22 protein-coding genes are annotated in these 24,112 nt (G+C 67.3%); all 22 read left to right on the top strand.

Features of this window, described 5'->3' with window-relative positions:
• Window positions 1–232: 232 nt before the first annotated feature.
• A complete protein-coding gene (locus tag AC3WXD_RS08480; protein ID WP_029043136.1) occupies window positions 233–1,054 on the top strand; it encodes a GntR family transcriptional regulator in 822 nt (273 codons plus the stop codon).
• 262 nt (window positions 1,055–1,316) lie between these two features.
• Window positions 1,317–1,727: a succinate dehydrogenase, cytochrome b556 subunit gene (gene sdhC, locus AC3WXD_RS08485; protein WP_029043135.1), complete on the top strand. Its 411-nt coding sequence runs from the start codon at window positions 1,317–1,319 to the stop codon at window positions 1,725–1,727.
• Window positions 1,728–1,738: 11 nt separating this feature from the next.
• Window positions 1,739–2,104 carry a succinate dehydrogenase, hydrophobic membrane anchor protein gene (gene sdhD / locus AC3WXD_RS08490; RefSeq protein ID WP_020200776.1) on the top strand — a complete coding sequence of 122 codons (366 nt, stop codon included), beginning with the start codon at window positions 1,739–1,741 and terminating at the stop codon, window positions 2,102–2,104.
• A gap of 3 nt (window positions 2,105–2,107) precedes the next feature.
• A complete protein-coding gene (gene sdhA / locus AC3WXD_RS08495; protein WP_029043134.1) occupies window positions 2,108–3,886 on the top strand; it encodes a succinate dehydrogenase flavoprotein subunit in 1,779 nt (592 codons plus the stop codon).
• A 35-nt stretch (window positions 3,887–3,921) separates the two neighbouring features.
• Window positions 3,922–4,623: a succinate dehydrogenase iron-sulfur subunit gene (locus tag AC3WXD_RS08500; protein ID WP_020200774.1), complete on the top strand. Its 702-nt coding sequence runs from the start codon at window positions 3,922–3,924 to the stop codon at window positions 4,621–4,623.
• A gap of 82 nt (window positions 4,624–4,705) precedes the next feature.
• Window positions 4,706–4,993: an FAD assembly factor SdhE gene (locus tag AC3WXD_RS08505; RefSeq protein WP_059411347.1), complete on the top strand. Its 288-nt coding sequence runs from the start codon at window positions 4,706–4,708 to the stop codon at window positions 4,991–4,993.
• A gap of 41 nt (window positions 4,994–5,034) precedes the next feature.
• Complete coding sequence (gene gltA / locus AC3WXD_RS08510; RefSeq protein ID WP_029043132.1) at window positions 5,035–6,336, top strand: citrate synthase; 1,302 nt, start codon at window positions 5,035–5,037, stop codon at window positions 6,334–6,336.
• Between the two features lie 541 nt (window positions 6,337–6,877).
• Entirely contained in the window at window positions 6,878–7,993 is a 1,116-nt protein-coding gene (locus AC3WXD_RS08515; protein WP_020200771.1) for a branched-chain amino acid ABC transporter substrate-binding protein, read from the top strand.
• Window positions 7,994–8,180: 187 nt separating this feature from the next.
• On the top strand, window positions 8,181–9,107 hold the full coding sequence (livH, locus tag AC3WXD_RS08520; RefSeq protein WP_020200770.1) for a high-affinity branched-chain amino acid ABC transporter permease LivH: 927 nt from the start codon (window positions 8,181–8,183) through the stop codon (window positions 9,105–9,107).
• Between the two features lie 10 nt (window positions 9,108–9,117).
• Window positions 9,118–10,362 carry a high-affinity branched-chain amino acid ABC transporter permease LivM gene (locus AC3WXD_RS08525; protein ID WP_454731912.1) on the top strand — a complete coding sequence of 415 codons (1,245 nt, stop codon included), beginning with the start codon at window positions 9,118–9,120 and terminating at the stop codon, window positions 10,360–10,362.
• Window positions 10,359–11,147: a high-affinity branched-chain amino acid ABC transporter ATP-binding protein LivG gene (gene livG / locus AC3WXD_RS08530; protein WP_492323518.1), complete on the top strand. Its 789-nt coding sequence runs from the start codon at window positions 10,359–10,361 to the stop codon at window positions 11,145–11,147. The genes AC3WXD_RS08525 and livG overlap by 4 nt, the downstream gene beginning before the upstream one ends.
• Window positions 11,148–11,849, top strand: a complete 702-nt coding sequence (locus AC3WXD_RS08535) for an ABC transporter ATP-binding protein (RefSeq protein WP_492323519.1) — start codon at window positions 11,148–11,150, stop codon at window positions 11,847–11,849.
• A gap of 275 nt (window positions 11,850–12,124) precedes the next feature.
• Window positions 12,125–13,534 carry a 3-isopropylmalate dehydratase large subunit gene (gene leuC / locus AC3WXD_RS08540; protein WP_020200766.1) on the top strand — a complete coding sequence of 470 codons (1,410 nt, stop codon included), beginning with the start codon at window positions 12,125–12,127 and terminating at the stop codon, window positions 13,532–13,534.
• A gap of 48 nt (window positions 13,535–13,582) precedes the next feature.
• Window positions 13,583–13,711 (top strand): entericidin A/B family lipoprotein, encoded by a 129-nt coding sequence (locus tag AC3WXD_RS08545; protein ID WP_196812830.1) that lies wholly within the window; start codon window positions 13,583–13,585, stop codon window positions 13,709–13,711.
• A gap of 11 nt (window positions 13,712–13,722) precedes the next feature.
• Window positions 13,723–14,373, top strand: a complete 651-nt coding sequence (leuD, locus tag AC3WXD_RS08550; protein WP_020200764.1) for a 3-isopropylmalate dehydratase small subunit — start codon at window positions 13,723–13,725, stop codon at window positions 14,371–14,373.
• 31 nt (window positions 14,374–14,404) lie between these two features.
• Window positions 14,405–15,472, top strand: a complete 1,068-nt coding sequence (gene leuB / locus AC3WXD_RS08555; protein WP_059411350.1) for a 3-isopropylmalate dehydrogenase — start codon at window positions 14,405–14,407, stop codon at window positions 15,470–15,472.
• A 378-nt stretch (window positions 15,473–15,850) separates the two neighbouring features.
• Window positions 15,851–16,987 (top strand): aspartate-semialdehyde dehydrogenase, encoded by a 1,137-nt coding sequence (gene asd / locus AC3WXD_RS08560; protein ID WP_029043129.1) that lies wholly within the window; start codon window positions 15,851–15,853, stop codon window positions 16,985–16,987.
• A gap of 351 nt (window positions 16,988–17,338) precedes the next feature.
• On the top strand, window positions 17,339–20,215 hold the full coding sequence (locus AC3WXD_RS08565; RefSeq protein WP_492323520.1) for a motility hub landmark protein FimV: 2,877 nt from the start codon (window positions 17,339–17,341) through the stop codon (window positions 20,213–20,215).
• A gap of 173 nt (window positions 20,216–20,388) precedes the next feature.
• On the top strand, window positions 20,389–21,213 hold the full coding sequence (gene truA, locus AC3WXD_RS08570) for a tRNA pseudouridine(38-40) synthase TruA (protein ID WP_059411352.1): 825 nt from the start codon (window positions 20,389–20,391) through the stop codon (window positions 21,211–21,213).
• A complete protein-coding gene (locus AC3WXD_RS08575) occupies window positions 21,197–21,895 on the top strand; it encodes a phosphoribosylanthranilate isomerase (RefSeq protein ID WP_492323521.1) in 699 nt (232 codons plus the stop codon). The genes truA and AC3WXD_RS08575 overlap by 17 nt, the downstream gene beginning before the upstream one ends.
• 115 nt (window positions 21,896–22,010) lie before the next feature.
• Window positions 22,011–23,204 carry a tryptophan synthase subunit beta gene (gene trpB, locus AC3WXD_RS08580; protein WP_020206426.1) on the top strand — a complete coding sequence of 398 codons (1,194 nt, stop codon included), beginning with the start codon at window positions 22,011–22,013 and terminating at the stop codon, window positions 23,202–23,204.
• Complete coding sequence (locus tag AC3WXD_RS08585; protein ID WP_020206427.1) at window positions 23,204–24,112, top strand: DNA-methyltransferase; 909 nt, start codon at window positions 23,204–23,206, stop codon at window positions 24,110–24,112. Before trpB ends, AC3WXD_RS08585 begins: the two co-directional genes overlap by 1 nt.

The following is a 24,112-nucleotide window of genomic DNA, read 5'->3' on the forward strand; positions in this document are numbered from 1 at the left end:
GCCGGCGCGCTGGGAGCGATGCCGACTGGAGTGAGCCACAACGGGTCATGGGGTGCGACAAGGCGTAAGTCTACTGCGAAGAGGGGTGCCGTATCCAGAGCGGTGCCGGCGTCGAAACCAGCGGGAGTGTAGGCGCCCATATCTGCAATGTCAATTCATATGTCTTATATAAGACATAAGACATTTGATGCCGCGCTGGACGCCCTCCGCCGTTTTGTGGTGAAATTCGGCTATGTCATCCCTGCCCACGCCCCTCGTTGGTACTGCCGTTGCTGCAGCGCAGGATAACGGCGCCGCTACGTCCGGCGCCGGAGCGCAATCGCCCGTCGCGGCGGTTTCGCCCACGTTCAGCCCCCTTTACCAGCAGATCAAGGCGCTCATCACCCAGAGCCTGCAGTCCGGCGAATGGAAGCCGGGCGAGATGATCCCCAGCGAGATGGACCTGGCGGCCCGCTACAAGGTCAGCCAGGGCACCGTGCGCAAGGCCATCGACGAGCTCGCCGCCGAGAACCTGGTGGCGCGCCGCCAGGGCAAGGGCACCTTCGTCACGACCCATCACGAGGATGGCGTCAAGTTCCGTTTCCTGCGTCTCGTGCCCGATGAGGGCGAGCCGCACTATGGCGCGAGCCAGGTGCTGGAGTGCAAGCGCCTGCGCGCCCCGGCCGAGATCGCCCGCCTGCTCGACATCCGCACCGGCGACAGCGTGGTGCAGATCCGCCGCGTGCTGTTCTTCTCCGGCGAGCCCACCGTGCTGGACGAGATCTGGCTGCTGGGCACCAATTTCAAAGGCCTGACCGCGGAGAAGCTGACCGAGTGGAAGGGCCCGATGTACGCATTGTTCGAGGCCGAGTTCGGCACCCGCATGATCCGGGCCTCGGAAAAGATCCGCGCGGTGGCCGCCGATGCCGCCACCGCCGCCCTGCTGTCCGTGGAGGCCGGCACGCCGCTGCTGTCCGTCGAGCGTGTCTCCTTCACCTACGGCGATCGCCCCGTCGAAGTCCGGCGCGGTTTGTATGTCACTACCCGGCACTATTATCAGAACGATTTGAGCTAGCTGCCGAGTGGTTATCCCGGATGATTATTGCTGTCGTCGCGATGATGGCTGCCCGCCGTTGCGCCGAAGCAGGGAAATATTACGCCGTGGCGTAGCCGCGTGCGATTGTCGGGCACGCCATGTTGGTGCGCGATAGCTGAAAATTATTGGTGCGCCGCGCAACAAAGGCGCTAAAATTATGTGGATTTGCTCCAACTGCATTCATTTGCATGCAGGGCATTGAGTAGTTTCGTTTTTTGTTTACCGCAAAATGGGGTCTCGCATGGCTGAAGCCGTCAAACAAGCCAGGCCGGAGTTCCGGAACATCCATGTCACGCAGCTAGCGCGTTACAGGTTGCCCTGGGCCGGCAAGGTGTCCATCCTGCATCGCGCGAGCGGTGCCCTGATGTTCCTCCTCCTTCCTTTCGTGCTCTATCTGTTCGAGCAAAGCGTCACCTCGGAACTGAGCTTCGCAAAGTTCTCGGCGCTTCTGTCCGGCGGCTTCGTCAAGCTGGTTCTGCTGGTCCTGATCTGGGGCTACCTGCACCATTTCTGCGCCGGCATCCGTTTCCTGCTGCTCGACGTGCACGTCGGCGTGACCAAGCCCGCCTCGGCCAAGTCCGCCGTCGCCGTGCTGGTCGTCAGCCTGTTGCTCACCGCGATTTTCGGCCTGAAGCTGTTCGGCCTGTTTTGAGGAGAGTCAAGGTGGCAAATAATAATATCGGTCCCAAGCGTCTTGTCGTCGGTGCGCACTACGGTCTGAAAGACTGGCTCCTGCAGCGCGTCACCGCGGTCATCATGGTGGTCTTCACCGTCGTGCTGGCGATTTCCTTCCTGCTCTCGAACGGCGCTTCCTACGAAGCGTGGGCGGGTCTCTTCTCCAATCAGTGGATGAAGGTCATCACGTTCCTCACCATCCTGTCGCTGCTGTTCCATGCCTGGATCGGCGTGCGCGACATCTGGATGGACTATGTGAAGCCGATGGCCGTGCGCCTCGTGCTGCAAGTTCTTACGATTCTGTGGCTCGTCGGTTGTGCGAGCTACGCTGCTCAGATTCTCTGGAGGGTGTAATAAATGGTCGCAGTCAAGACTGGATTGCCGCGTCGACGTTTCGACGTGGTCATCGTCGGGGCGGGCGGCGCCGGGATGCGCGCATCCCTCCAGCTCGCGGAAGCCGGCCTGAACGTGGCCGTGCTGTCCAAGGTGTTCCCCACGCGCTCGCACACCGTCGCGGCGCAGGGCGGCATCGGCGCCTCGCTCGGCAACATGAGCGAGGACAACTGGCACTATCACTTCTACGACACCATCAAGGGTTCCGATTGGCTGGGCGACCAGGACGCGATCGAATTCATGTGCCGTGAAGCGCCCAAGGTGGTCTACGAGCTCGAACACTTCGGCATGCCGTTCGACCGCAACGCCGACGGCACCATCTACCAGCGCCCGTTCGGCGGCCACACCTCGAACTACGGCGAGAAGCCGGTCCAGCGCGCCTGCGCCGCGGCCGACCGCACCGGCCACGCGCTGCTGCACACGCTGTACCAGCGCAACGTGCGCGCCAAGACCCACTTCTTCGTCGAATGGATGGCGCTGGACCTGATCCGCGACGAGGACGGCGACGTGCTGGGCGTGACCGCGCTGGAAATGGAAACCGGCGAAGTCTACATCCTCGAAGCCAAGACCACGCTGTTCGCCACCGGCGGCGCGGGCCGCATCTACGCCGCTTCCACCAATGCCTTCATCAACACCGGCGACGGCCTGGGCATGGCGGCGCGCGCGGGCGTGCCGCTGGAAGACATGGAGTTCTGGCAGTTCCACCCGACCGGCGTGGCCGGCGCGGGCGTGCTGATCACCGAAGGCGTGCGCGGCGAAGGCGGCATCCTGCGCAACAAGGACGGCGAGCGCTTCATGGAGCGCTACGCGCCGACGCTGAAGGACCTGGCGCCGCGCGACTTCGTCTCGCGCTCGATGGACCAGGAAATCAAGGAAGGCCGCGGCTGCGGCCCGAACGGCGACTACGTGCTGCTGGACCTCACCCACGTCGGTGCGGACACCATCATGAAGCGCCTGCCGTCGATCCGTGAAATCGGCCTGAAGTTCGCCAACGTCGACGCGATCAAGGAACCGATTCCCGTGGTCCCGACCATCCATTACCAGATGGGCGGCATCCCGACGAACCTCCACGGCCAGGTGGTGGCGCCGAAGAACGGCAACCCCAACGAGGTCATCAACGGCTTCTACGCGATCGGCGAATGCTCGTGCGTGTCGGTGCACGGCGCCAACCGCCTGGGCACCAACTCGCTGCTGGACCTGGTGGTGTTCGGCCGCTCGGCCGGCAACCACATCGCCGCGACCGCGATCAAGCAGAAGGAGCACAAGCCGCTGCCGGCCGACGCCGCCGACCGCGCGCTGTCGCGCCTGGCCAAGCTGCAGTCGTCGTCGTCGGGCGAGTACACCCAGGACGTGGCCAACGACATCCGCAAGAACATGCAGTCGCATGCCGGCGTGTTCCGCACGCAGAAGCTGATGGACGAAGGCGTCGAGCGCATCCTGGAAGTGACCGAGCGCGCTGCCAACATCCACCTCAAGGACAAGTCCAAGGTCTTCAACACCGCGCTGGTGGAAGCCCTGGAAGTGTCCAACCTGGTGGAAGTGGCCAAGGCGACCATGATCTCGGCGGCAGCCCGCAAGGAATCGCGCGGCGCGCACGCCCACAGCGACTTCCCCAATCGCGACGATCAGAACTGGCTCAAGCACACGCTGTTCTACAGCGAAGGCAATCGCCTCGACTACAAGCCGGTGAAGATGGAGCCGCTGACGGTGGAAAGCGTTCCGCCCAAGGCCCGGACCTTCTGAGCACCGCGTCGAAGAGCTAAACAGGACCCACAGAAATGAAGCGTATTTTCGAAGTCTACCGCTACGATCCGGACAAGGATGCGGCACCCCGCATGCAGACCTACGAGGTCGAGCTGGACGGTCACGAGCGCATGCTGCTGGACGCGCTGGTCAAGCTGAAGAAGCTGGACGAGTCGATCTCGTTCCGCCGCTCGTGCCGCGAAGGCGTGTGCGGTTCGGACGCCATGAACATCAATGGCAAGAACGGCCTGGCCTGTCTGACCAACATGCGCGAGCTGCCGGACCGCATCGTGCTGCGCCCGCTGCCCGGCCTGCCGGTCGTGCGCGACCTGATCGTCGACATGACGCAGTTCTTCAAGCAGTATGATTCGATCAAGCCGTACCTCATCAACGACGAGCCGCCGCCCGAGAAAGAGCGCCTGCAGTCGCCCGAGGAGCGCGACGAGCTCGACGGCCTGTACGAATGCATCCTGTGCGCGAGCTGCTCGACGTCGTGCCCGTCGTTCTGGTGGAACCCGGACAAGTTCGTCGGCCCGGCCGGCCTGCTGCAGGCCTACCGCTTCATCGCGGACAGCCGCGACCAGGCCACCGGCCAGCGCCTGGACGACCTGAACGACCCGTACCGCCTGTTCCGCTGCCACAGCATCATGAACTGCGTCGACGTCTGCCCGAAGGGGCTGAACCCGACCAAGGCCATCGGCAAGATCAAGGAGCTGATGGTTCGCCGCTCGGTCTGACCGCGCGGTGGTTGTAAGCGGCGCGTCAGCCCGGGCCTGCACCATGCAGCCCGGGCGATGCGCCGGAAGTAGGTAGGGACCTATGAGCGAAAGTACTTCCCCCAGTTTCTCCCACCAGGCCGATCCGCACCGGCGTGCGCGATTGCGCTGGCGCGCGCGGCGCGGCCTCCTGGAGAACGACATCATCGTCGAACGTTTTTTCAACCGTTACGAGCAAAACCTGTCCGATGAGGACGTGGCTTCGCTCTCCCAGCTGTTCGAGCTGGGCGACAACGAGTTGATGGACCTGCTGCTTGCCCGCAAGGAGCTGGACGGTGAGCTCGACACGCCCCCGATGCGGCATGTGATCTCTCTGCTGCGTTCGGTCTGAGTATCGTCAACATCATTAGTCAAGCATTTGAAGGAACCGACATGACACCGTCCGATGTGAAAGCCACGCTATCGTTTTCCGATGGTTCCCCCAGCGTTGAGCTGCCGATTTACACCGGTACCGTAGGTCCGGACGTAATCGATATTCGCAAGCTGTACGGTCAAACCGGTAAGTTCACTTACGACCCCGGTTTCATGTCGACGGCTTCGTGCAACTCGAAGATCACCTATATCGACGGCGACAAGGGCGAGCTGCTGTACCGCGGCTACCCGATCGAGCAGCTGGCCACCAAGTGCGATCACCTGGAAACCTGCTACCTGCTGCTCAAGGGCGAGCTGCCCAACGCCAAGCAGAAGGAAGAGTTCGTCGACGCCGTGATGAACCACACGATGGTTCACGAGCAGATGCAGTTCTTCCTGCGCGGCTTCCGCCGCGATGCCCACCCGATGGCCGTGCTGACGGGCCTGGTGGGCGCCATGAGCGCGTTCTACCACGACGCGATGGACATCGACGATCCGCACCAGCGCGAAATCTCCGCGATCCGCCTGATCGCCAAGATGCCGACCCTGGTCGCGATGGCCTACAAGTACAACATCGGCCAGCCGTACGTCTACCCGCAGAATGACCTGTCCTACTCGGGCAACTTCATGCGCATGATGTTCAGCACGCCGTGCGCGCCGTACACCGTGAATCCGGTGCTCGAGCGCGCGCTCGACCGCATCTTCATCCTGCACGCCGACCACGAGCAGAACGCCTCGACCTCGACCGTGCGCCTGGCCGGCTCGTCGGGCACCAACCCGTTCGCCGCCATCGCCGCCGGCGTGGCCTGCCTGTGGGGTCCGGCCCACGGCGGCGCCAACGAAGCCGCGCTGAAGATGCTCGAGGAAATCGGCAGCGTCGACAACATCACCGAGTTCATCAAGCAGGTCAAGGACAAGAACTCGGGCGTGCGCCTGATGGGCTTCGGCCACCGCGTGTACAAGAACTACGATCCGCGCGCCAAGCTGATGCGCGAAACCTGCTACGAAGTGCTCAACGAGCTGGGCCTGCACAACGACCCGCTGTTCAAGCTGGCGATGGAGCTGGAAAAGATCGCGCTGGAAGACGAATACTTCGTCAGCCGCAAGCTGTACCCGAACGTCGACTTCTACTCGGGCATCGTGCAGCGCGCGCTGGGCATCCCGACCTCGCTGTTTACCTGCATCTTCGCGCTGGCCCGCACCCCGGGCTGGATCTCGCAGTGGGAAGAGATGATCACCGATCCGGAATACAAGATCGGCCGTCCGCGCCAGCTGTTCAACGGCGCGGCCAGCCGCGACGTGCCGGAAATCGGCAAGCGCTGATTTTCCGCGGCGGGCGGCCCGCGCGGCCGCCCGCGGCAGCGCCACAAGCAGTGCAGCAATACCAGACGCCCCGGCTTGCCGGGGCGTTTGTCATTCAAGGCCGGCACCGCTTTGTGCATTGCGGGAGAATCGTTGCCGCCCAGGTGGTGAAACCGGCAATTTCTGGCCATTTGTGCCGTGGTTGAGCCGCTAAGGTCCTCATTAATTGTGCGGATTTGATGCCGGACGGGAAATTTGCCCCTATAATGCGGGCTGCTTTGCCGACAGCAGCCGGGCCACCCTTCCGGATTGCGCCGCGGCGAGCGGGGCAGGCGAATCACCTGCGCAATAGAGAACGCATCCACGTTGTCTTTCCGAACCAAGGTCCTTCGTCACGGCGCGGGGCTGACACATGCCGGGCCCCGCATACGCTGTTCATTGTCTTCGTCGGCCCGTCTTCCGCGCTCGGGCGTTTTTCTCGGCGGTAGTTCGCGGGTGTTGTTCGATTGCGCAGGTCATGCCGCCACCAGCCCGTGACCACTACATAATCGAGGAGCTCCTGATGACGCTGTCCCGTCTTACGTCCATCTCCCTGGCCGCCGCACTGGCGGCCTTCGGCGCCGCCGCCCACGCGGAAACCGTCAAGATCGCCATCGCCGGCCCCATGAGCGGCTCGGTTGCGCAGTATGGCGACATGGTCAAGGCCGGCGCGCTGACCGCCATCGAGCAGATCAACGCGGCCGGCGGCGCCGGCGGCAACAAGTTCGAAGTGGTGCTGATGGACGACGCCTGTGAACCGAAGCAGGCCGTCGCCGTCGCCAACAAGATCGTCAGCCAGAAAATCAGGTACGTGATCGGCCACGTGTGCTCGGGTTCCACGATCCCGGCCTCCGACATCTACGAGAACGAAGGCGTCGTGATGGTGACGCCGTCGGCCACCGCGCCGCAGCTCACCGAGAACAAGAAGCGCAAGTTCATCTTCCGCACCATCGGCCGCGACGACCAGCAAGGCCCGGCCGCCGCCCAGTACATCATCGCCAAGGTCAAGCCCAAGAAGGTCGCCGTGCTGCACGACAAGCAGTCGTACGGCCAGGGCATCGCCTCGTCGGTGAAGAAGGACCTGGAAGCCGCCAAGATCCCGGTGGCCGTGTTCGAAGGCATCAACGCCGGCGACTCCGACTACTCCGCGGTGATCACCAAGCTCAAGTCGCAGGGCGTGGACTTCGTCTACTTCGGCGGCTACCACCCCGAGATGGGCCTGCTGCTGCGCCAGGCGCGCGAGCAGGGCGTCAAGGCCACCTTCATGGGCCCCGAAGGCGTGGGCAACAAGGACGTGACGGCCATCGCCGGCCCGGCCTCCGAAGGCATGCTGGTGACGCTGCCGGCCGACTTCTCGGCCGACCCGGCCAACGCCGCGCTGGTCAAGGCCTTCGCCGACAAGAAGCGCGACGCCAACGGCCCGTTCCAGATGCCGTCGTACGCCGCGGTGCAGATCATCGGCGACGCCATCGCCGGCGCCAAGAGCACGGACCCGGCCAAGGTTGCCGCGTACATGCACAAGAACGCCTTCCAGACCCCGATCGGCAAGGTCGAGTACGACGCCCAGGGCGACCTCAAGTCGTTCAAGTTCGTCGTCTTCACCTGGCACAAGGACGCCACCAAGACCGCAGCCAACTAAGCCGCACATCGGCTTCGCACGCCCCGCCCGGCATACCGGCGGGGCGTTTTGGTATCGGGCCGCGGCCCGGCCGGCCCGCGCGCCGCGGCATGAGCGCGGCGCGCGCGGCATCCGTCCTGGCCGGCCTCGCCGGTCCCGGGGCTCGCCGCTTTCAAGGCGCCGGTTTCAAAGTAATGGGGCTTCCCGCATGAACGAGTTCCTTCCACAGTTCACCCAGCAGCTGGTCAACGGCCTGACGCTGGGTGCGATCTATGCGCTGATCGCCATCGGCTACACGATGGTCTACGGCATCATCGGCATGATCAACTTCGCCCACGGCGAGATCTACATGATCGGCGCCTACGTGGGCCTGGTGACGCTCACCGCGATCGGCGTGCAGGCCGGGTATCCGCTGCCGCTGGTGCTGGGCGCCGCCTTGCTGGTGTCGGTGCTGGTCACCGGCATGTACGGCTTCGCCGTCGAGCGCGTGGCCTACCGGCCGCTGCGCGGCGGGCCGCGGCTGGTGCCGCTGATTTCCGCCATCGGCATGTCCATCTTCCTGCAGAACTACGTGCAGATCGGGCAGGGCGCGCGCGACGTCTCCGTGCCCGTGCTGATCTCCGGCGCCATCGAATTCCAGATGGGCGGCGACTTCACCGTGACCGTGCCGTACTCGCGCCTGCTGATCGTCGGCGTGACGCTGGTGCTGATGGTGGCGCTGACGCTGTTCATCGGCCACTCGCGCATGGGCCGCGCCTGCCGCGCCTGCGCCGAGGACATGCGCATGGCCAACCTGCTCGGCATCGACACCAACCGCGTGATCTCGTTCACGTTCGTGCTGGGCGCCATGCTGGCCGCCGTGGGCGGCGTGCTGATCGGCCTGACCATCGGCAAGCTCAATCCGTTCATCGGCTTCGTGGCCGGCATCAAGGCCTTCACCGCGGCGGTGCTGGGCGGCATCGGCAGCATTCCCGGCGCCATGCTGGGCGGCGTGCTGCTGGGCCTGGCCGAGACCTTCGCCTCCGGCTACATGCCGGCCGAATACAAGGACGTGGTGGCCTTCGGCCTGCTGGTGCTGATCCTGCTGTTCCGCCCGACCGGCCTGCTCGGCAAGCCGGACGTGGAAAAAGTCTGAGGAGCGCGCGATGAGAAACGACGCATCGATGGGGCAATCCCTCAAGAACGCGATTACCGCGGCGCTCATGACCGCCATCCTTACCGTGCCGGTGCTGGGCCTGCAGCTCAAGCTCGACGGCTACAAGGTGGTGCTCGAGCCGCACTGGCAGCCGGTCTGGCTGGCGGTCGGCGCGGTCTTCCTGTTCCAGTTGTGCAAGCCGCTGTTCCTGCGCGCGAGCGCCGGCATCAGGCTGCCGGCGATGCCGGCGCTGGGCGCGGACCGCCAGCGCAAGGTGATCTGGCTGCTGCTGGCCGCCGGGCTGGTGTGGCCGTTCTTCGGCTCGCGCGGTGCGGTGGACGTGGCCACGCTGGCGCTGATCTACGTGATCCTGGGGCTGGGCCTGAACATCGTGGTCGGCTACGCCGGCCTGCTCGACCTGGGCTACGTGGGCTTCTACGCGGTGGGCGGCTACACCTACGCGCTGCTCAACCAGTATTTCGGCCTGACCTTCTGGGAATGCCTGCCGATCGCCGCCTGCATGTCGGCCACCTTCGGCTTCCTGCTGGGCTTCCCGGTGCTGCGCCTGCGCGGCGACTACCTGGCCATCGTCACGCTGGGCTTCGGCGAGATCATCCGCCTGCTGCTCAACAACCTGACCAGCCTCACCGGCGGCCCGGACGGCGTCTCGGGCATTCCCAAGCCGACCGTGTTCGGCATCGAGATGGCGCGCAGCGCCAGCGTGGAGGGCGTCAAGACCTTCCACGAGCTGCTCGGCTGGGACTACAGCGGCGAGCACATGGTGATCTTCCTCTACCTGCTGGCGCTGCTGCTGGTGGCCTTCACGCTGTTCGTCACCAGCCGGCTGATCCGCATGCCGATGGGGCGCGCGTGGGAAGCGCTGCGCGAGGACGAGATCGCGTGCCGCTCGCTGGGCCTGAACCCGACCCGCATCAAGCTGTCGGCGTTCACGCTGGGCGCGGCCTTCGCCGGCCTCGGCGGCGCCTTCTTCGCCGCGCGCCAGGGCCTGGTCAATCCCGAATCGTTCACCTTCATCGAGTCCGCGCTGATCCTGGCGGTGGTGGTGCTGGGCGGCATGGGCTCGCAACTGGGCGTGATCCTCGCCGCGATCCTGCTGACCGTGCTGCCCGAGGTGGCGCGCGGCTTCGCCGAGTACCGCATGCTGATCTTCGGCCTGGTGATGGTGCTGATGATGATGTGGCGTCCGCAGGGCCTGCTGCCCGCGAGCCGCCCCCACGTGGAGTTGCCGCAATGAGCCAGGCACACCAAGTACAACCGGCGGAACTGCTGAAGGTCTCCGGCCTGCAGATGCGCTTCGGCGGCCTGCTGGCCGTGGACGGCATCGATTTCGACGTGCGCCGCGACGAGGTCTTCGCCATCATCGGCCCCAACGGCGCCGGCAAGACCACGGTGTTCAACTGCGTGGGCGGCTTCTACCGGCCCACCGCGGGCGAGGTCACGCTGGACGGGCATTCGATAGCCCGCCTGCCGAGCCACCAGGTGGCGCGCCGCGGCCTGGTGCGCACGTTCCAGAACATCCGCCTGTTCAGGCAGCTCACCGTGGTCGAGAACCTGCTGGTGGCGCAGCATCTGCAGGTGCGCGCCGGCCTGCTGCACGGCCTGTTCGCCACGCCGGCCTACCGCCGCGCCGAGCGCGCGGCGCTGGAGCGCGCCGCGGTCTGGCTCGAGCGCATGGGCCTGCGCGACGTGGCCAACCGCGAGGCGGGCACGCTGTCGTACGGCCACCAGCGCCGGCTGGAGATCGCGCGCTGCATGATTACCAACCCGCGCCTGCTGATGCTCGACGAGCCCGCCGCCGGCCTCAACCCACAGGAGAAGGTCGAGCTGTCGCAGCTGATCGACCGGCTGCGCCGCGAGTTCAACATCTCGGTGCTGCTGATCGAGCACGACATGAGCCTGGTGATGGGCGTGTCCGACCGCATCCTGGTGATGGAGCACGGCCGCCCGATCGTGGTCGGCAAGCCCGCCGAAGTGCGCAACGACCCGCGCGTGATCAAGGCCTACCTGGGAGAGGACTAAATGCTGAAGCTGGAACAGGTCCATACCCACTATGGCGCCATCGAGGCGTTGTCGGGCGTGTCGATCGAGGTGAACAAGGGCGAGATCGTCACGCTGATCGGCAGCAACGGCGCCGGCAAGACCACGCTGATGATGACCGTGTGCGGCTCGCCGCGCGCCTCCAGCGGGCGCGTGCTGTTCGAGGGGCAGGACATCACGCGCCTGCCCACGCACGAGATCATGCGCCTGGGCATGGCGATCTCGCCGGAAGGGCGGCGCGTGTTTCCCAGCCTGACCGTGCTGGAAAACCTCAAGATGGGCGGCTTCTTCGGCAAGCGCGACGAGGTCGAGGCCGGCATCGAGCACGTCTACACGCTGTTCCCGCGCCTGAAGCAGCGCTCGGGCCAGCGCGCCGGCACCATGTCCGGCGGCGAGCAGCAGATGCTGGCCATCGGCCGCGCGCTGATGAGCCGCCCGCGCCTGCTGCTGCTCGACGAGCCCACGCTGGGCCTGGCGCCGCTGGTGATCGCGCAGATCTTCGACATCATCCGCGCCATCCGCGACGAGGGCGTGACGGTGTTCCTGGTCGAGCAGAACGCCAACAAGGCGCTGGGCGTGGCCGACCGCGGCTACGTGCTGGAGACGGGCCGCGTGGTGCTGGCGGACACGGGCGCCAACCTGCTGGCCAACGACCGCATCAGGAGCGCCTACCTGGGCGGCTGACCTCTGGCGCTCTTCCCCGCGGCGGGGGAGGGCGCCAGCCCCTTTTCGCCATCGGCGAAATCCCCCTTTCGCCAATCACATTACATCGGCAGGCCCGATCCGCGCGGGCGGAGGCCGGCCGTGCGCTATCGCTGTGGCATAATCGATTGTGATGTCAAGCATTGCTGCAAGCCGCATTTCCTGCACGCATCCGGCGCGACAAAACCTCCCCGCAAACTACCGCGCGACGCCGCCAACCGTGCTGTACCGAACGGTCCCGGCCCGCCCATCGCATCATGGCCAAGACGCTTTACGACAAACTCTGGGATGACCACACCGTGCACGTCGAGGACGACGGCACGACGATGCTGTACATCGACCGCCACCTGCTGCACGAAGTCACCAGCCCGCAGGCGTTCGAAGGCCTGAAGCTCGCGCAGCGTCCGGTCTGGCGCATCAGCGCCAACCTGGCGGTGTCGGACCACAACGTGCCGACCACCGACCGCAGCCAGGGCATCGCCGATCCGGTCTCGAAGCTGCAGGTGGACACGCTGGACACCAATTGCGACGCCTATGGCATCACCCAGTTCAAGATGAACGACCTGCGCCAGGGCATCGTGCACGTGATCGGGCCGGAGCAGGGCGCCACGCTGCCGGGCATGACGGTGGTGTGCGGCGACTCGCACACCAGCACGCACGGCGCGTTCGGCGCGCTGGCGCACGGCATCGGCACCTCCGAGGTGGAGCACGTGCTGGCCACGCAGACGCTGCTGGGCAAGAAGGCGAAGAACATGCTGGTGCGCGTGGAAGGCAAGCTGCCGCGCGGCTGCACCGCCAAGGACATCGTGCTGGCGATCATCGGCAAGATCGGCACCGCCGGCGGCACCGGCTACACCATCGAGTTCGCCGGCTCGGCCATCCGCGAGCTGAGCATGGAAGGGCGCATGACGGTGTGCAACATGGCCATCGAGGCCGGCGCGCGCGCCGGGCTGGTGGCGGTGGACGACATCACGCTCGAGTACGTCAAGGGCCGCCCGTTCTCGCCGCAGGGCGTGGAGTGGGACCATGCCGTGGCCTACTGGCGCACGCTGCATTCCGACGCCGGCGCGCAGTTCGACCAGGTGGTGGAGCTGCGCGCGGAAGACGTGCGCCCGCAAGTGACCTGGGGCACCTCGCCCGAGATGGTGGTCAGCATCGAAGACCGCGTGCCGGATCCCGAGAAGGAAAAGGACCCGAACAAGCGCAACGCGATGGAGCGCGCGCTGGAATACATGGGCCTGCAGCCCAACGTGCCGGTGAGCAGCATCAAGATCGACAAGGTCTTCATCGGCTCCTGCACCAACAGCCGCATCGAGGACATGCGCGCCGCCGCGTGGGTGGTGCAGAAGCTGGGCCGCCGCGTGGCCGGCAACGTGAAGCTGGCGATGGTGGTGCCGGGCTCCGGGCTGGTCAAGGCGCAGGCCGAGCGCGAAGGGCTGGACAAGGTCTTCAAGGCAGCCGGCTTCGAGTGGCGCGAGCCGGGCTGCTCGATGTGCCTGGCCATGAATGCCGACCGCCTCGATCCGGGCGAGCGCTGCGCGTCCACCTCGAACCGCAACTTCGAAGGCCGCCAGGGCGCGGGCGGGCGCACCCACCTGGTGAGCCCGGCGATGGCCGCCGCGGCCGCCATCGAGGGCCATTTCGTCGACATCCGCCGGCTCGGCTGAGGTGGACCGCGCTTCGTTATCCCACACACCGACACACGCCGTTTCATCATGAAATACGCCCTGACCGCCCTCGCATGCCTGTGCATGCTGCAACTTGCCGGCTGCAACACCGTGGCCGGCATCGGCAAGGACACCAAGGCAGCGGGCCACGCGCTCGAAAGCGCGGCCAGCAAGTAAGGAACCAGATCATGGACAAGTTCACTGTACACAGCGGGCTCACGGTGCCCCTGGACCGCGAGAACGTCGACACCGACGCCATCATCCCCAAGCAATTCCTCAAGTCGATCAAGCGCACCGGCTTCGGCCCCAACCTGTTCGACGAATGGCGCTACAAGGACGTGGGCCAGCCCGGCCAGGACAACAGCCTCCGTCCGCTCAACCCGGACTTCGTGCTGAACCAGCCGCGCTACCAGGGCGGCTCGATCCTGCTGGCGCGCCGCAACTTCGGCTGCGGCAGCTCGCGCGAGCACGCGCCGTGGGCGCTCACGCAATACGGCTTCCGCGCCGTGATCGCGCCGAGCTTCGCCGACATCTTCTTCAACAACTGCTACAAGAACGGCCTGCTGCCGGTGGCGCTGACCGAATTGCAGGTCGACCACCTGTTCAACGAGACCAATGCGTTCAACGGCTACAAGCTGACCATCGACCTGGACAAGCAGGTGGTGCTCACGCCGGGCGGCGACGCCTATGCGTTCGACATCGCGCCGTTCCGCAAGTACTGCATGCTCAACGGTTTCGACGACATCGGCCTGACCCTGCGCCATGCCGACAAGATCAAGGCATACGAGGCCGAGCGCGTGACCCGGATGCCGTGGCTGAACAACCGCGTGGTCGGCTGAGCCGGCGCAGACACAACAAGGAAGACACAGCATGAAAATCGCAGTCCTGCCGGGTGACGGCATCGGTCCCGAGATCGTGGCGGAAGCCGTCAAGGTCCTGAACGCGCTCGGCGAGAAGTTCGAGCTGGAAAGCGCGCCCGTGGGCGGCGCCGGCTACGAGGCCAGCGGCCATCCGCTGCCCGACGCCACGCTCAAGCTGGCCAAGGAAGCCGACGCCATCCTGTTCGGCGCCGTGGGCGACTGGAAGTACGACAAGCTGGAGCGCGCGCTGCGCCCCGAGCAGGCCATCCTGGGCCTGCGCAAGCACCTGCAGCTGTTCGCCAACTTCCGCCCGGCGATCTGCTATCCCGAGCTGACCGGCGCCTCGAGCCTGAAGCCCGAGCTGGTGGCCGGCCTCGACATCCTGATCGTGCGCGAGCTCAACGGCGACATCTACTTCGGCCAGCCGCGCGGCATGCGCGAGGCGCCGGACGGCCCGTTCCAGGGTGCGCGCGAAGGCTTCGACACCATGCGCTACAGCGAGCCGGAAATCCGTCGCATCGCGCACGTGGCGTTCCAGGCCGCGGCCAAGCGCGGCAAGAAGCTGTGCAGCGTGGACAAGGCCAACGTGCTCGAGACCTTCCAGTTCTGGAAGGACATCGTCACCGACGTGCACAAGGAATACCCGGAAGTCGAGCTGTCGCACATGTACGTCGACAACGCGGCCATGCAACTGGTCAAGGCGCCCAAGAGCTTCGACGTGATCGTCACCGGCAACATGTTCGGCGACATCCTGTCGGACGAGGCCGCCATGCTGACCGGCTCGATCGGCATGCTGCCGTCGGCTTCGCTGGATGCCAGCAACAAGGGCCTGTACGAGCCGTCGCACGGCTCGGCGCCGGACATCGCCGGCAAGGGCGTGGCCAATCCGCTGGCCACCATCCTGTCGGCGGCGATGATGCTGCGCTACTCGCTGGGCCGCGCCGAGCAGGCCGACCGCATCGAGAACGCGGTCAAGAAGGTGCTGGCGCAGGGCTACCGCACCGGCGACATCCTGACGCCGGGCTGCAAGCAGGTCGGCACGCGCGAGATGGGCGAGGCGGTGCTGGCGGCGCTGTAAGCGCCAACGGCGCGGCGGCGGCGCCGCACGCCGGCAAGTCGGAAAGGCGCCCCGCGGGGCGCCTTTTCCTGCGTTTTCCCCCGCTTTTCTTTAATTTGTCCCCGATTTCGCGCGTGCGGCGCTGCCACAAAATCGTGTAGACTTTGCGGATGGTCCGAATCTTCCAGTCCCCCTCGACTGCCAGCCTCCTCCTGACTGCCACCAGCAGCCCGGCCGGCCTGGGTTCGCACGGCCACCCGCTTACCGCAACGACGATTAAAACCATTACCACCAAAGCGATCGGCTAGATCGTTCGTCGTGCCTGCTCGTCTTCCCCGCGCAGTCACGCCGGGCGAGGAAAGCGCGGGGAAGAAGTTCAAATCACATCCGAGGTAAGTCATGATTGTAGGTCTCGTCGGTTGGCGAGGAATGGTCGGCAGCGTCCTGATGCAACGCATGCAGGAAGAGCGCGATTTCGACCATATCGAGCCCGTTTTCTTCAGCACGTCCAACGCGGGCGGCAAGGCGCCGGCCCTGGCGAAGAACGAAACCACGCTGAAAGATGCCAACGACATCGAAGCGCTGAAGAAGTGCGACGTCGTGCTCACGGCGCAGGGCGGCGACTACACCACCGAGGTCTTCCCCAAGCTGCGCGCGGCGGGCTGGAAGGGCTACTGGATCGACGCGGCGTCCTCGCTGCGCATGAAGGACGATGCCATCATCGTGCTCGACCCGGTCAACCTTGGCGTGATCAAGGATGCGCTGTCCAAGGGCGTGAAGAATTTCATCGGCGGCAACTGCACGGTGAGCTGCATGATGATGGGCCTGGGCGGCCTGTTCCAGCACGACCTGATCGACTGGATGACCTCCATGACGTACCAGGCCGCGTCGGGCGGCGGCGCGCAGCACATGCGCGAGCTGCTGACCCAGTTCGGCACGCTCAACGCCTCGGTCAAGCCGCTGCTGGATGACCCGGCCTCGGCGATCCTCGAGATCGACCGCACCATCCTGGCGACCCAGCATGGCCTGTCGGCCGGCGAAACGAAGCAGTTCGGCGTGCCGCTGGCCGGCAACCTGATTCCGTGGATCGACAAGGACCTCGGCAACGGCGTGTCGCGCGAAGAGTGGAAGGGCGGCGCCGAGACCAACAAGATCCTGGGCCGCGGCGAAGGCTTCGTGGGCGCCACCGGCGCCGCGCCGATCGCCGTGGACGGCCTGTGCGTGCGCATCGGCGCGATGCGCTGCCATTCGCAGGCGCTGACCATCAAGCTGCGCCGCGACGTGCCGCTCGACGAGATCGAAGGCATGCTGGCGGCCAACAACCAGTGGGCCAAGGTGGTGCCGAACACGCGCGAGGCCAGCATGACCGACCTCACGCCGGCGGCCGTTACCGGCACGCTGACGATTCCCGTCGGCCGGCTGCGCAAGATGCAGATGGGCGGCGAGTACCTGTCAGCCTTCACCGTGGGCGACCAGCTGCTGTGGGGCGCGGCCGAGCCGCTGCGCCGCATGCTGCGCATCCTGATCGAGGCCTGATCGAGGCCTGATCGACGGCGCCCGCCCGGGCGGGCCGGCGGCCGCGTCCCCGGAACGGGGTTTTTCGCGGCAGCCGCGCCACTGCGCGGTTTCGTTGCTGCCAGGCAACAAAAAACTGCCGCTTTGATGACAACGCCGCGCCTGTGCGCGGCGTTGTCGCGGGCGGCTGCCTATTTCTTCCAGCGTTGGGTCACAATACAGCCGGCATATGCCAGGCTGCGGAGGCGGTTGTCCGCACGCCTGCAAGCACGCCTGCAAGTGTTGGCGCGGGGCTCAGTCGGGACGCTAACTTGCTGCGCTAAACCATTGATGTTAAGTTAATTTCACTACTAGAACACAACGGAGCACAAGGTGAGTGTGAGCCAACATCGCCGGAAAGATGCGCCTATCGCCCGCCAGCGCTGGTCAACGCTGGCCTTCACGGCACTCGGCTTGCTGCTCGCGCAGCCGGCCGCGTATGCCGCGGGGTTCGGGCAATTACGGGTACAGTCGAATCTGGGTCAGCCGCTACAGGCGGAAATCGATATCAGCGGTGTCAGCGCGGAGGAAGCGGACGGCCTTGCGGTCAAGCTCGCTTCGCCTGATGCCTATGCCAAGGCCGGCCTGACGTACCTGCCGGCGGTCAGCAGTCTGCGCCTGCAGGTCGAGCGCCGTCCCAACGGCAGCTACGTGGCGCGGGTGCGTTCCAACCAGCCGATCAGCGAGCCCTTCGTCGACATCCTCGTCGACATGACATGGCCGAGCGGCCGGGTGTCGCGCGCGTATACGTTCCTGCTCGATCCGGCCGGGGCCAAGCCGAGCAACCAGACCTTCTCGCCCACCACGGTGGTGCAGGCCGGCACGCCCGACGAGTCGGGCGCCACCGCGCCGGCGCCCAGCGCGGCGCCCGCTCCCGCTCCGGTGGCGGCTGCGCCCGCCGCCGCGCCCGCCACACCGGCCGCGCCGGCCGCGCGCGCGCCGGCCAGGACGCCGGCACCGCCGCCGCGCCGCGCGGCGCCGCAGGTGGCCGAGGGCGCCGCGGCTGCCGCCGGTTCGTACACCGTGCAGCGTGGCGACAATCTTTCCTCGATCGCCGGCGAGGCGCTGCAGGGCCAGGATTCGGTCTCGCTCGACCAGATGCTGGTCGCGCTCTACCGCAACAATCCCAATGCCTTCGTCGGCGGCAACATGAACCGCCTCAAGGCGGGCGTGGTGCTGAAGGTGCCGAGCCAGCAGGAAGCGCAGGCGGTCGCGCCGCGCGCGGCGCGCCGCGAAGTGGTGGCGCGCACGCAGGGGTTCGAGGCCTATCGCGGCCGGCTCGCCACCGCGGCCGCCGCGCGCTCGGTGGAAGCCGAGAGCGGGCGCTCGCAGTCGGGCAACGTCACCGCGCGCGTGCAGGAGCAGGCCGCGCCGGCCGCCGGCCCGCGCGACGAGCTCAAGCTCAGCAAGCCCGAGCGCGGCGCCCAGGCGGCCGCCGCGACGGCGGAAGCCAATATCGCCAAGGAGCGCCAGCTCAAGGAAGCCGAGGCACGCCTCGCGCAACTCGAGAAGAACGTCACCGACATGCAGCGGCTGGTCGAGCTGAAGAACGCCGAGATCGCCAAGCTGGGCCAGGCCCAGGCTGCCAAGGGTACGGCCAAGGAAGCGCCGGCGCCCGCGCCGGCCGTGGTGCCGGCGGACGCGGCCAAGGCGGATACTGCCAAGGCAGATGCGGCCAAGGCGGATGCCGCGCCCGCGCCGGCCGCTCCGGCGGTCAATGCCAGCGCGGCCGCCGCCACGGCTGCGGCCACCGCCGCCCCGGCGGTAGCCACGGCGGCTTCGGCGCCCGCCGCGCCGGCCCCGGCCGCCGCCGCGAGCGGCGCCGGCGCGCAGGCCACCGCGGCTGCCGCGGCCAAGCCGGCCGCCGCCTCGGCGCCGGCGGCCAAGCGCCCGCCGCCGGTGGTGCAGCCCCAGCCCGTGGCGCAGCCGTCCTTCCTCGAGGACCTGCTGGCCAACCCGATGCTGCTGCCGGGCGGCGGCCTGCTGATCGCGCTGCTGGGCGGCTATGCCATCTACCGCCGCCGCCAGCAGCAGAAGGCCAGCGAGAGCGCCGCCTTCCAGGACAGCATCCTGTCGCAGGAAAGCACCGTCATGGCCGGCGCCCACTCGCTGTTCGGCACGGCGGGCGGGCAGAGCGTCGACACCTCGCAGCACAGCGTGTTCGGCGCGGATTTCCGCATCGGCAACAACGCCGCGGAAGCCAACGAAGTCGATCCGATCGCCGAGGCCGACGTCTATATCGCCTACGGGCGCGATGTGCAGGCCGAGGAGATCCTGCGCGAAGCCCTGCAGCAGGACCCTGAGCGCCAGGCGATCCGCCTCAAGCTCATGGAGATTTACAACAATCGTCAGGATGTGGAAGGTTTTCGCGTGATTGCAGAAGAAATGTTCGCCCAGACGGGCGGGCAGGGGGCGGAGTGGGCACAGGCGGCCGAGATGGGGCGCCGCCTGGAGCCGGACAACGCCTTGTACCTCACCGTGGCGCCGGATGTCGCGCAGAACGACACGACGACGCTGCCGGCGGACCAGTGGCGCACCCACGATCCCTCGCACGATCTGGCCGCGCCGCCGCGCGAGACGGCGCTGGGCGACCTCGGCGACCTGGCGCTGCCGCTCGACGGCTTCCCCGCGCCCGCGGCGGGCACGCCGATCACCGCGCCCGAATCGGCGGCGCTGGTGTTCGGCGCCGCCGAGGAGCCCTCGGCGCTGGCCGCGCGCCTGGACGACGGCCTGGACCTGCCCGCGCATGCCCAGCCCGCCAGCCACGACGCGCCGCCGCTCGACGTGCCCACGCGCAGCCGCCCGCTGGACTTCGACATGTCGGGCATCTCGCTCGACCTGAACCCGGCGGCGCCGGCCAGCGCCAATGCGGACCATCTGTCGGCCGCGCACGACGCGCCGCCGTCCGTGCCCTCGGTGTCGCTGCCCGCGCCCACCATGCTGCGCGACGGCAAGCTGTCCGAGCCGATCGATCTGTCGCGCGTGAGCGCGGAGAGCGGGCTGGACACCGCGCGCGGCATCTCGCCGAGCACGCTGTCCGCCGATCCCGCCGATGGCGGCCGCGACATGCAGATCAAGTTCGATCTGGCGCGCGCCTACATCGAGATCGGCGACAAGGAGGGCGCGCGCGAGCTGCTGCAGGAAGTGGTCGACCAGTCGCCGGAGCCCCTGCAGACCGAGGCCCGTTCCCTGCTGCGCGAGGTGGCCTGAGCAAGCCCGGCGGGCCAGGCTGTATCATGGCGGGCTGAGCGCGGGATGCGCCGGCCCGATGCGAATGCGCCGGAGCCTGGCTTCCGGCGCATTTGTTTTTGGGCGGCCGGCCCGGTCCGGGCGCCTCGCATCCGCACCCGTCCGCACCCACCGCTCCGCCCGGTTTCCGCTACATGACCCGCATCGCCCTCGGCCTCCAGTACGACGGCGCCAGCTTCTCCGGCTGGCAGTCGCAACCGCACCGCAACACCGTGCAGGACCGGCTCGAGGACGCGATCGAGCAGTTCGCCGGCACCCGCCTGCTCACCACCGTGGCCGGCCGCACCGATGCCGGCGTGCACGCGCTGGGGCAGGTCATCCATATCGATACGGAGCTGGCGCGCGAGCCGTTCTCGTGGGTGCGCGGCATCAATGCGTTCCTGCCGCCGTCCATCGCCCTGCACTGGGCGCAGCCGGTCGACGAGGGTTTTCACGCGCGTTTCCTGGCCTTCGAGCGCATGTATTACTACGCGCTCTACGTGGGGCCGCACCGCGTGCCGCTGGTGCACGGCCGGGCCGGCTACCTGATGCTGCCGCCGGGGCAGGGGCTGGACCTGGAGGCGATGCGCGCGGCCGCCGCCTGCCTGCTCGGCGAGCACGATTTCTCGGCCTTCCGCGCCGCGGAATGCCAGGCCAAGTCGCCGGTGAAGACCATGTACGACGTCACCCTCAAGGCCGACGGCAACTGGGTCTTCGTGCGCTTTCGCGCCAGCGCCTTCCTGCACCACATGGTGCGCAACCTGATGGGCTGCCTGGTGGCGGTCGGGCGCGGGCGCTATCCGCCCGCGTGGCTGGCCGAGGTGCTGGCCGGACGCAACCGCGCCAGGGCGGCGCCCACCTTCATGCCCGACGGCCTCTACCTGGCCGCGGTGCAGTATCCTGAGCCCTACCGCCTGCCCGCCGCCGATGCGTCGGGCAGCCTGTTCCACGGAGTGTTTGCCGATGAACCCGTTGCCTGAGCCGGCCCAGCCGCACCGCACCCGCGTCAAGATCTGCGGCCTGACGCGCGAGGAAGACGTGCGCGCCGCGGTGGACGCCGGCGCCGATGCCATCGGCATGGTGTTCTACCCGGGCAGCCCGCGCTATGTCGACGTGGCGCGCGCGGCCGCGCTGGCCGAGGCCGCCGGGCCGTTCGTCTCGGTGGTCGGGCTGTTCGTCAACGCCGACGCCGAGGAAATCGCCCACGTGGCCGAGCGGGTGCCGCTTACGCTACTCCAGTTTCATGGCGACGAGACTCCCGAGGCCTGTACCCTGGCGGCACAGCGCTGCCGGCTGCCTTTTCTGCGCGCGGCACGCGTGCGGGCCGGCCTCGATTTGGTAGAATTCGCCAATCTGCACCACGATGCCGCTGCCTTGCTGCTCGATGCCTTCGTCGAAGGCTACGGCGGTGGCGGCCACGTCTTCGACTGGACCCTGATACCCCCCGCATGGCTTCCGCCTGTCCACAACCCGACCGCAAGCGCCGCTCCTCGGATCGTTTTGAGTGGTGGGTTGAACGCGCAAAACGTCGCTGGCGCGATTGAGCGCGTGCGGCCCTACGCTGTCGATGTAAGCAGCGGCGTGGAGGCTGCCAAGGGCGTGAAAGACCACGCCAGGATTGCCGCGTTCGTGCGCGCCGTGCGCAGCGCGGATGCCGGGTGAGTCAGGGTTTCCCGCTCGCCGGCTTTCCGCCTGCCCTGCGCCCGCCAGGCGCACGACCCCATTTCATCGGACCCGCCGCCAGTTTGGCCGGGGGTCCTGATCAAAGAGCTGACTCATGTACGACCTGCCCGATTCCCGTGGCCATTTCGGCCCCTATGGTGGTTCCTTCGTGTCCGAGACGCTGGTGCACGCGCTCGACGAGCTGCGCGAAGCCTACGCCCACTTCCAGAAGGATCCCGAGTTCGACGCGGAATACCGCCGCGAGCTGAAGCACTTCGTCGGCCGGCCCTCGCCGGTCTACCACGCGCAGCGCTGGAGCGAGACGCTCGGCGGCGCGCAGATCTACTTCAAGCGCGAGGACCTCAACCACACCGGCGCGCACAAGATCAACAACGTGATCGGCCAGGCGCTGCTGGCCAAGCGCATGGGCAAGCCGCGCGTGATCGCCGAGACCGGCGCTGGCCAGCACGGCGTGGCCACCGCCACCATCGCCGCGCGCTTCGGCATGGAGTGCGTGGTCTACATGGGCGCGGAGGACATCCGCCGCCAGGCCGCCAACGTCTACCGCATGAAGCTGCTGGGCGCCACCGTGGTGCCGGTGGAAAGCGGCTCCAAGACCCTCAAGGACGCGCTCAACGAAGCCATGCGCGACTGGGTCACCAACGTCGAGAACACCTTCTACATCATCGGCACCGTGGCCGGCCCGCATCCCTACCCGATGATGGTGCGCGACTTCCAGTGCGTGATCGGCGAGGAAGCCAAGGTGCAGATGCCCGAGCTGGCCGGGCGCCAGCCCGACGCGGTGATCGCCTGCGTGGGCGGCGGCTCCAATGCGATGGGCATCTTCTACCCGTACATCGAGCACAAGGACGTGCGCCTGATCGGCGTGGAGGCCGCCGGCGACGGCCTCGAGAGCGGCCGCCACGCCTGCTCGCTGATCGGCGGCTCGCCGGGCGTGCTGCACGGCAACCGCACCTACCTGCTGCAGGACGAGAACGGCCAGATCATCGAAACCCACTCGGTCTCGGCCGGCCTGGACTACCCGGGCGTGGGCCCCGAGCACGCCTGGCTCAAGGACATCGGCCGCGCCGAATACGTGCCCATCACCGACGAGGAAGCGCTCAAGGCCTTCCACGACTGCTGCCGCATCGAGGGCATCATCCCCGCGCTGGAGTCGAGCCACGCCATCGCCTACGCCTGCAAGCTGGCGCCGACGCTGCCCCGGGACCAGCTGCTGCTGGTGAACCTGTCCGGGCGCGGCGACAAGGACATGCACACCGTGGCCGAACGCGCGGGGCTGAAGCTCTGATGCGCGATCTCTTCACGCCGGACGCCACCGAGGGTGGCGCCGCGCCCGCAGCGAGCGCGGCGCCGCAATTGCTGCTGTACCAGGAAGACGTGCTGGCAGGCATCAAGCGCATTCCCGACGACTCGATCGACCTGATCGTGGCCGACCCGCCCTATGGCCTGGGCAAGGACTACGGCAACGATTCCGACCGCCTCTCGGGGCCGGCCTACCTGGAATGGTCGGCCGCGTGGATCGACGCCGTGGTGCCCAAGCTGGCGCCGCGCGGCTCGCTCTACCTGTTCTGCACCTGGCAGTACTCGCCCGAGCTGTTCGTCATGCTCAAGCAGCGCCTGACCATGATCAACGAGATCATCTGGGACCGGCGCGTGCCAAGCATGGGCGGCACCACGCGCAAGTTTTCCTCGGTGCACGACAACATCGGCTTCTTCGCGCGGGCGCGCGACTACTACTTCGACCTCGACCCGGTGCGCGTGCCCTACGACGCCGAGACCAAGAAAGCGCGCAGCCGTCCGCGCTTCGAGGGCAAGAAGTGGCTGGAAGTGGGCTACAACCCCAAGGACCTGTGGAGCGTGCCGCGCATCCACCGCCAGGACCCGGAGCGCGCCGCCCACCCGACCCAGAAGCCGCTCGACATCGTGCAGCGCATGGTGCTGGCGAGCTGCCCGCCCGGCGGGCTGGTGCTCGATCCCTTCACCGGCAGCGGCACCACCGCGGTGGCGTGCGCGCGGCACGGGCGGCGCTTCGTCGGCTTCGAGATGAACCCCGAGTACGCCGGCGTGGCGCGCGAGCGCGTCGCCCAGGCCATCACCGCGCCGCAGGCCGAGCCGGCCTGCCTGATCATCGCCGCTGCGAACGACGAGCCGCTGCTGCCGTCCTCGTCCACGCAGTCGCCCAACTTTGCCCAATGA

The organism is Cupriavidus sp. FW216-B1, from assembly GCF_058789195.1.

Bases quoted from the DNA above. Each gene is read 5' to 3' on its own strand.
- AC3WXD_RS08545 (WP_196812830.1), top strand. From the start codon at position 13,583: ATGAAATACGCCCTGACCGCCCTCGCATGCCTGTGCATGCTGCAACTT.
- trpB (WP_020206426.1), top strand. From the start codon at position 22,011: ATGTACGACCTGCCCGATTCCCGTGGCCATTTCGGCCCCTATGGTGGT.
- AC3WXD_RS08575 (WP_492323521.1), top strand. From the start codon at position 21,197: ATGAACCCGTTGCCTGAGCCGGCCCAGCCGCACCGCACCCGCGTCAAG.
- AC3WXD_RS08535 (WP_492323519.1), top strand. From the start codon at position 11,148: ATGCTGAAGCTGGAACAGGTCCATACCCACTATGGCGCCATCGAGGCG.
- leuC (WP_020200766.1), top strand. From the start codon at position 12,125: ATGGCCAAGACGCTTTACGACAAACTCTGGGATGACCACACCGTGCAC.
- livH (WP_020200770.1), top strand. From the start codon at position 8,181: ATGAACGAGTTCCTTCCACAGTTCACCCAGCAGCTGGTCAACGGCCTG.
- truA (WP_059411352.1), top strand. From the start codon at position 20,389: ATGACCCGCATCGCCCTCGGCCTCCAGTACGACGGCGCCAGCTTCTCC.
- gltA (WP_029043132.1), top strand. From the start codon at position 5,035: ATGACACCGTCCGATGTGAAAGCCACGCTATCGTTTTCCGATGGTTCC.
- AC3WXD_RS08505 (WP_059411347.1), top strand. From the start codon at position 4,706: ATGAGCGAAAGTACTTCCCCCAGTTTCTCCCACCAGGCCGATCCGCAC.
- sdhA (WP_029043134.1), top strand. From the start codon at position 2,108: ATGGTCGCAGTCAAGACTGGATTGCCGCGTCGACGTTTCGACGTGGTC.
- livG (WP_492323518.1), top strand. From the start codon at position 10,359: ATGAGCCAGGCACACCAAGTACAACCGGCGGAACTGCTGAAGGTCTCC.
- leuD (WP_020200764.1), top strand. From the start codon at position 13,723: ATGGACAAGTTCACTGTACACAGCGGGCTCACGGTGCCCCTGGACCGC.
- AC3WXD_RS08525 (WP_454731912.1), top strand. From the start codon at position 9,118: ATGAGAAACGACGCATCGATGGGGCAATCCCTCAAGAACGCGATTACC.
- AC3WXD_RS08480 (WP_029043136.1), top strand. From the start codon at position 233: ATGTCATCCCTGCCCACGCCCCTCGTTGGTACTGCCGTTGCTGCAGCG.
- asd (WP_029043129.1), top strand. From the start codon at position 15,851: ATGATTGTAGGTCTCGTCGGTTGGCGAGGAATGGTCGGCAGCGTCCTG.
- leuB (WP_059411350.1), top strand. From the start codon at position 14,405: ATGAAAATCGCAGTCCTGCCGGGTGACGGCATCGGTCCCGAGATCGTG.
- sdhC (WP_029043135.1), top strand. From the start codon at position 1,317: ATGGCTGAAGCCGTCAAACAAGCCAGGCCGGAGTTCCGGAACATCCAT.
- AC3WXD_RS08515 (WP_020200771.1), top strand. From the start codon at position 6,878: ATGACGCTGTCCCGTCTTACGTCCATCTCCCTGGCCGCCGCACTGGCG.
- AC3WXD_RS08585 (WP_020206427.1), top strand. From the start codon at position 23,204: ATGCGCGATCTCTTCACGCCGGACGCCACCGAGGGTGGCGCCGCGCCC.
- AC3WXD_RS08500 (WP_020200774.1), top strand. From the start codon at position 3,922: ATGAAGCGTATTTTCGAAGTCTACCGCTACGATCCGGACAAGGATGCG.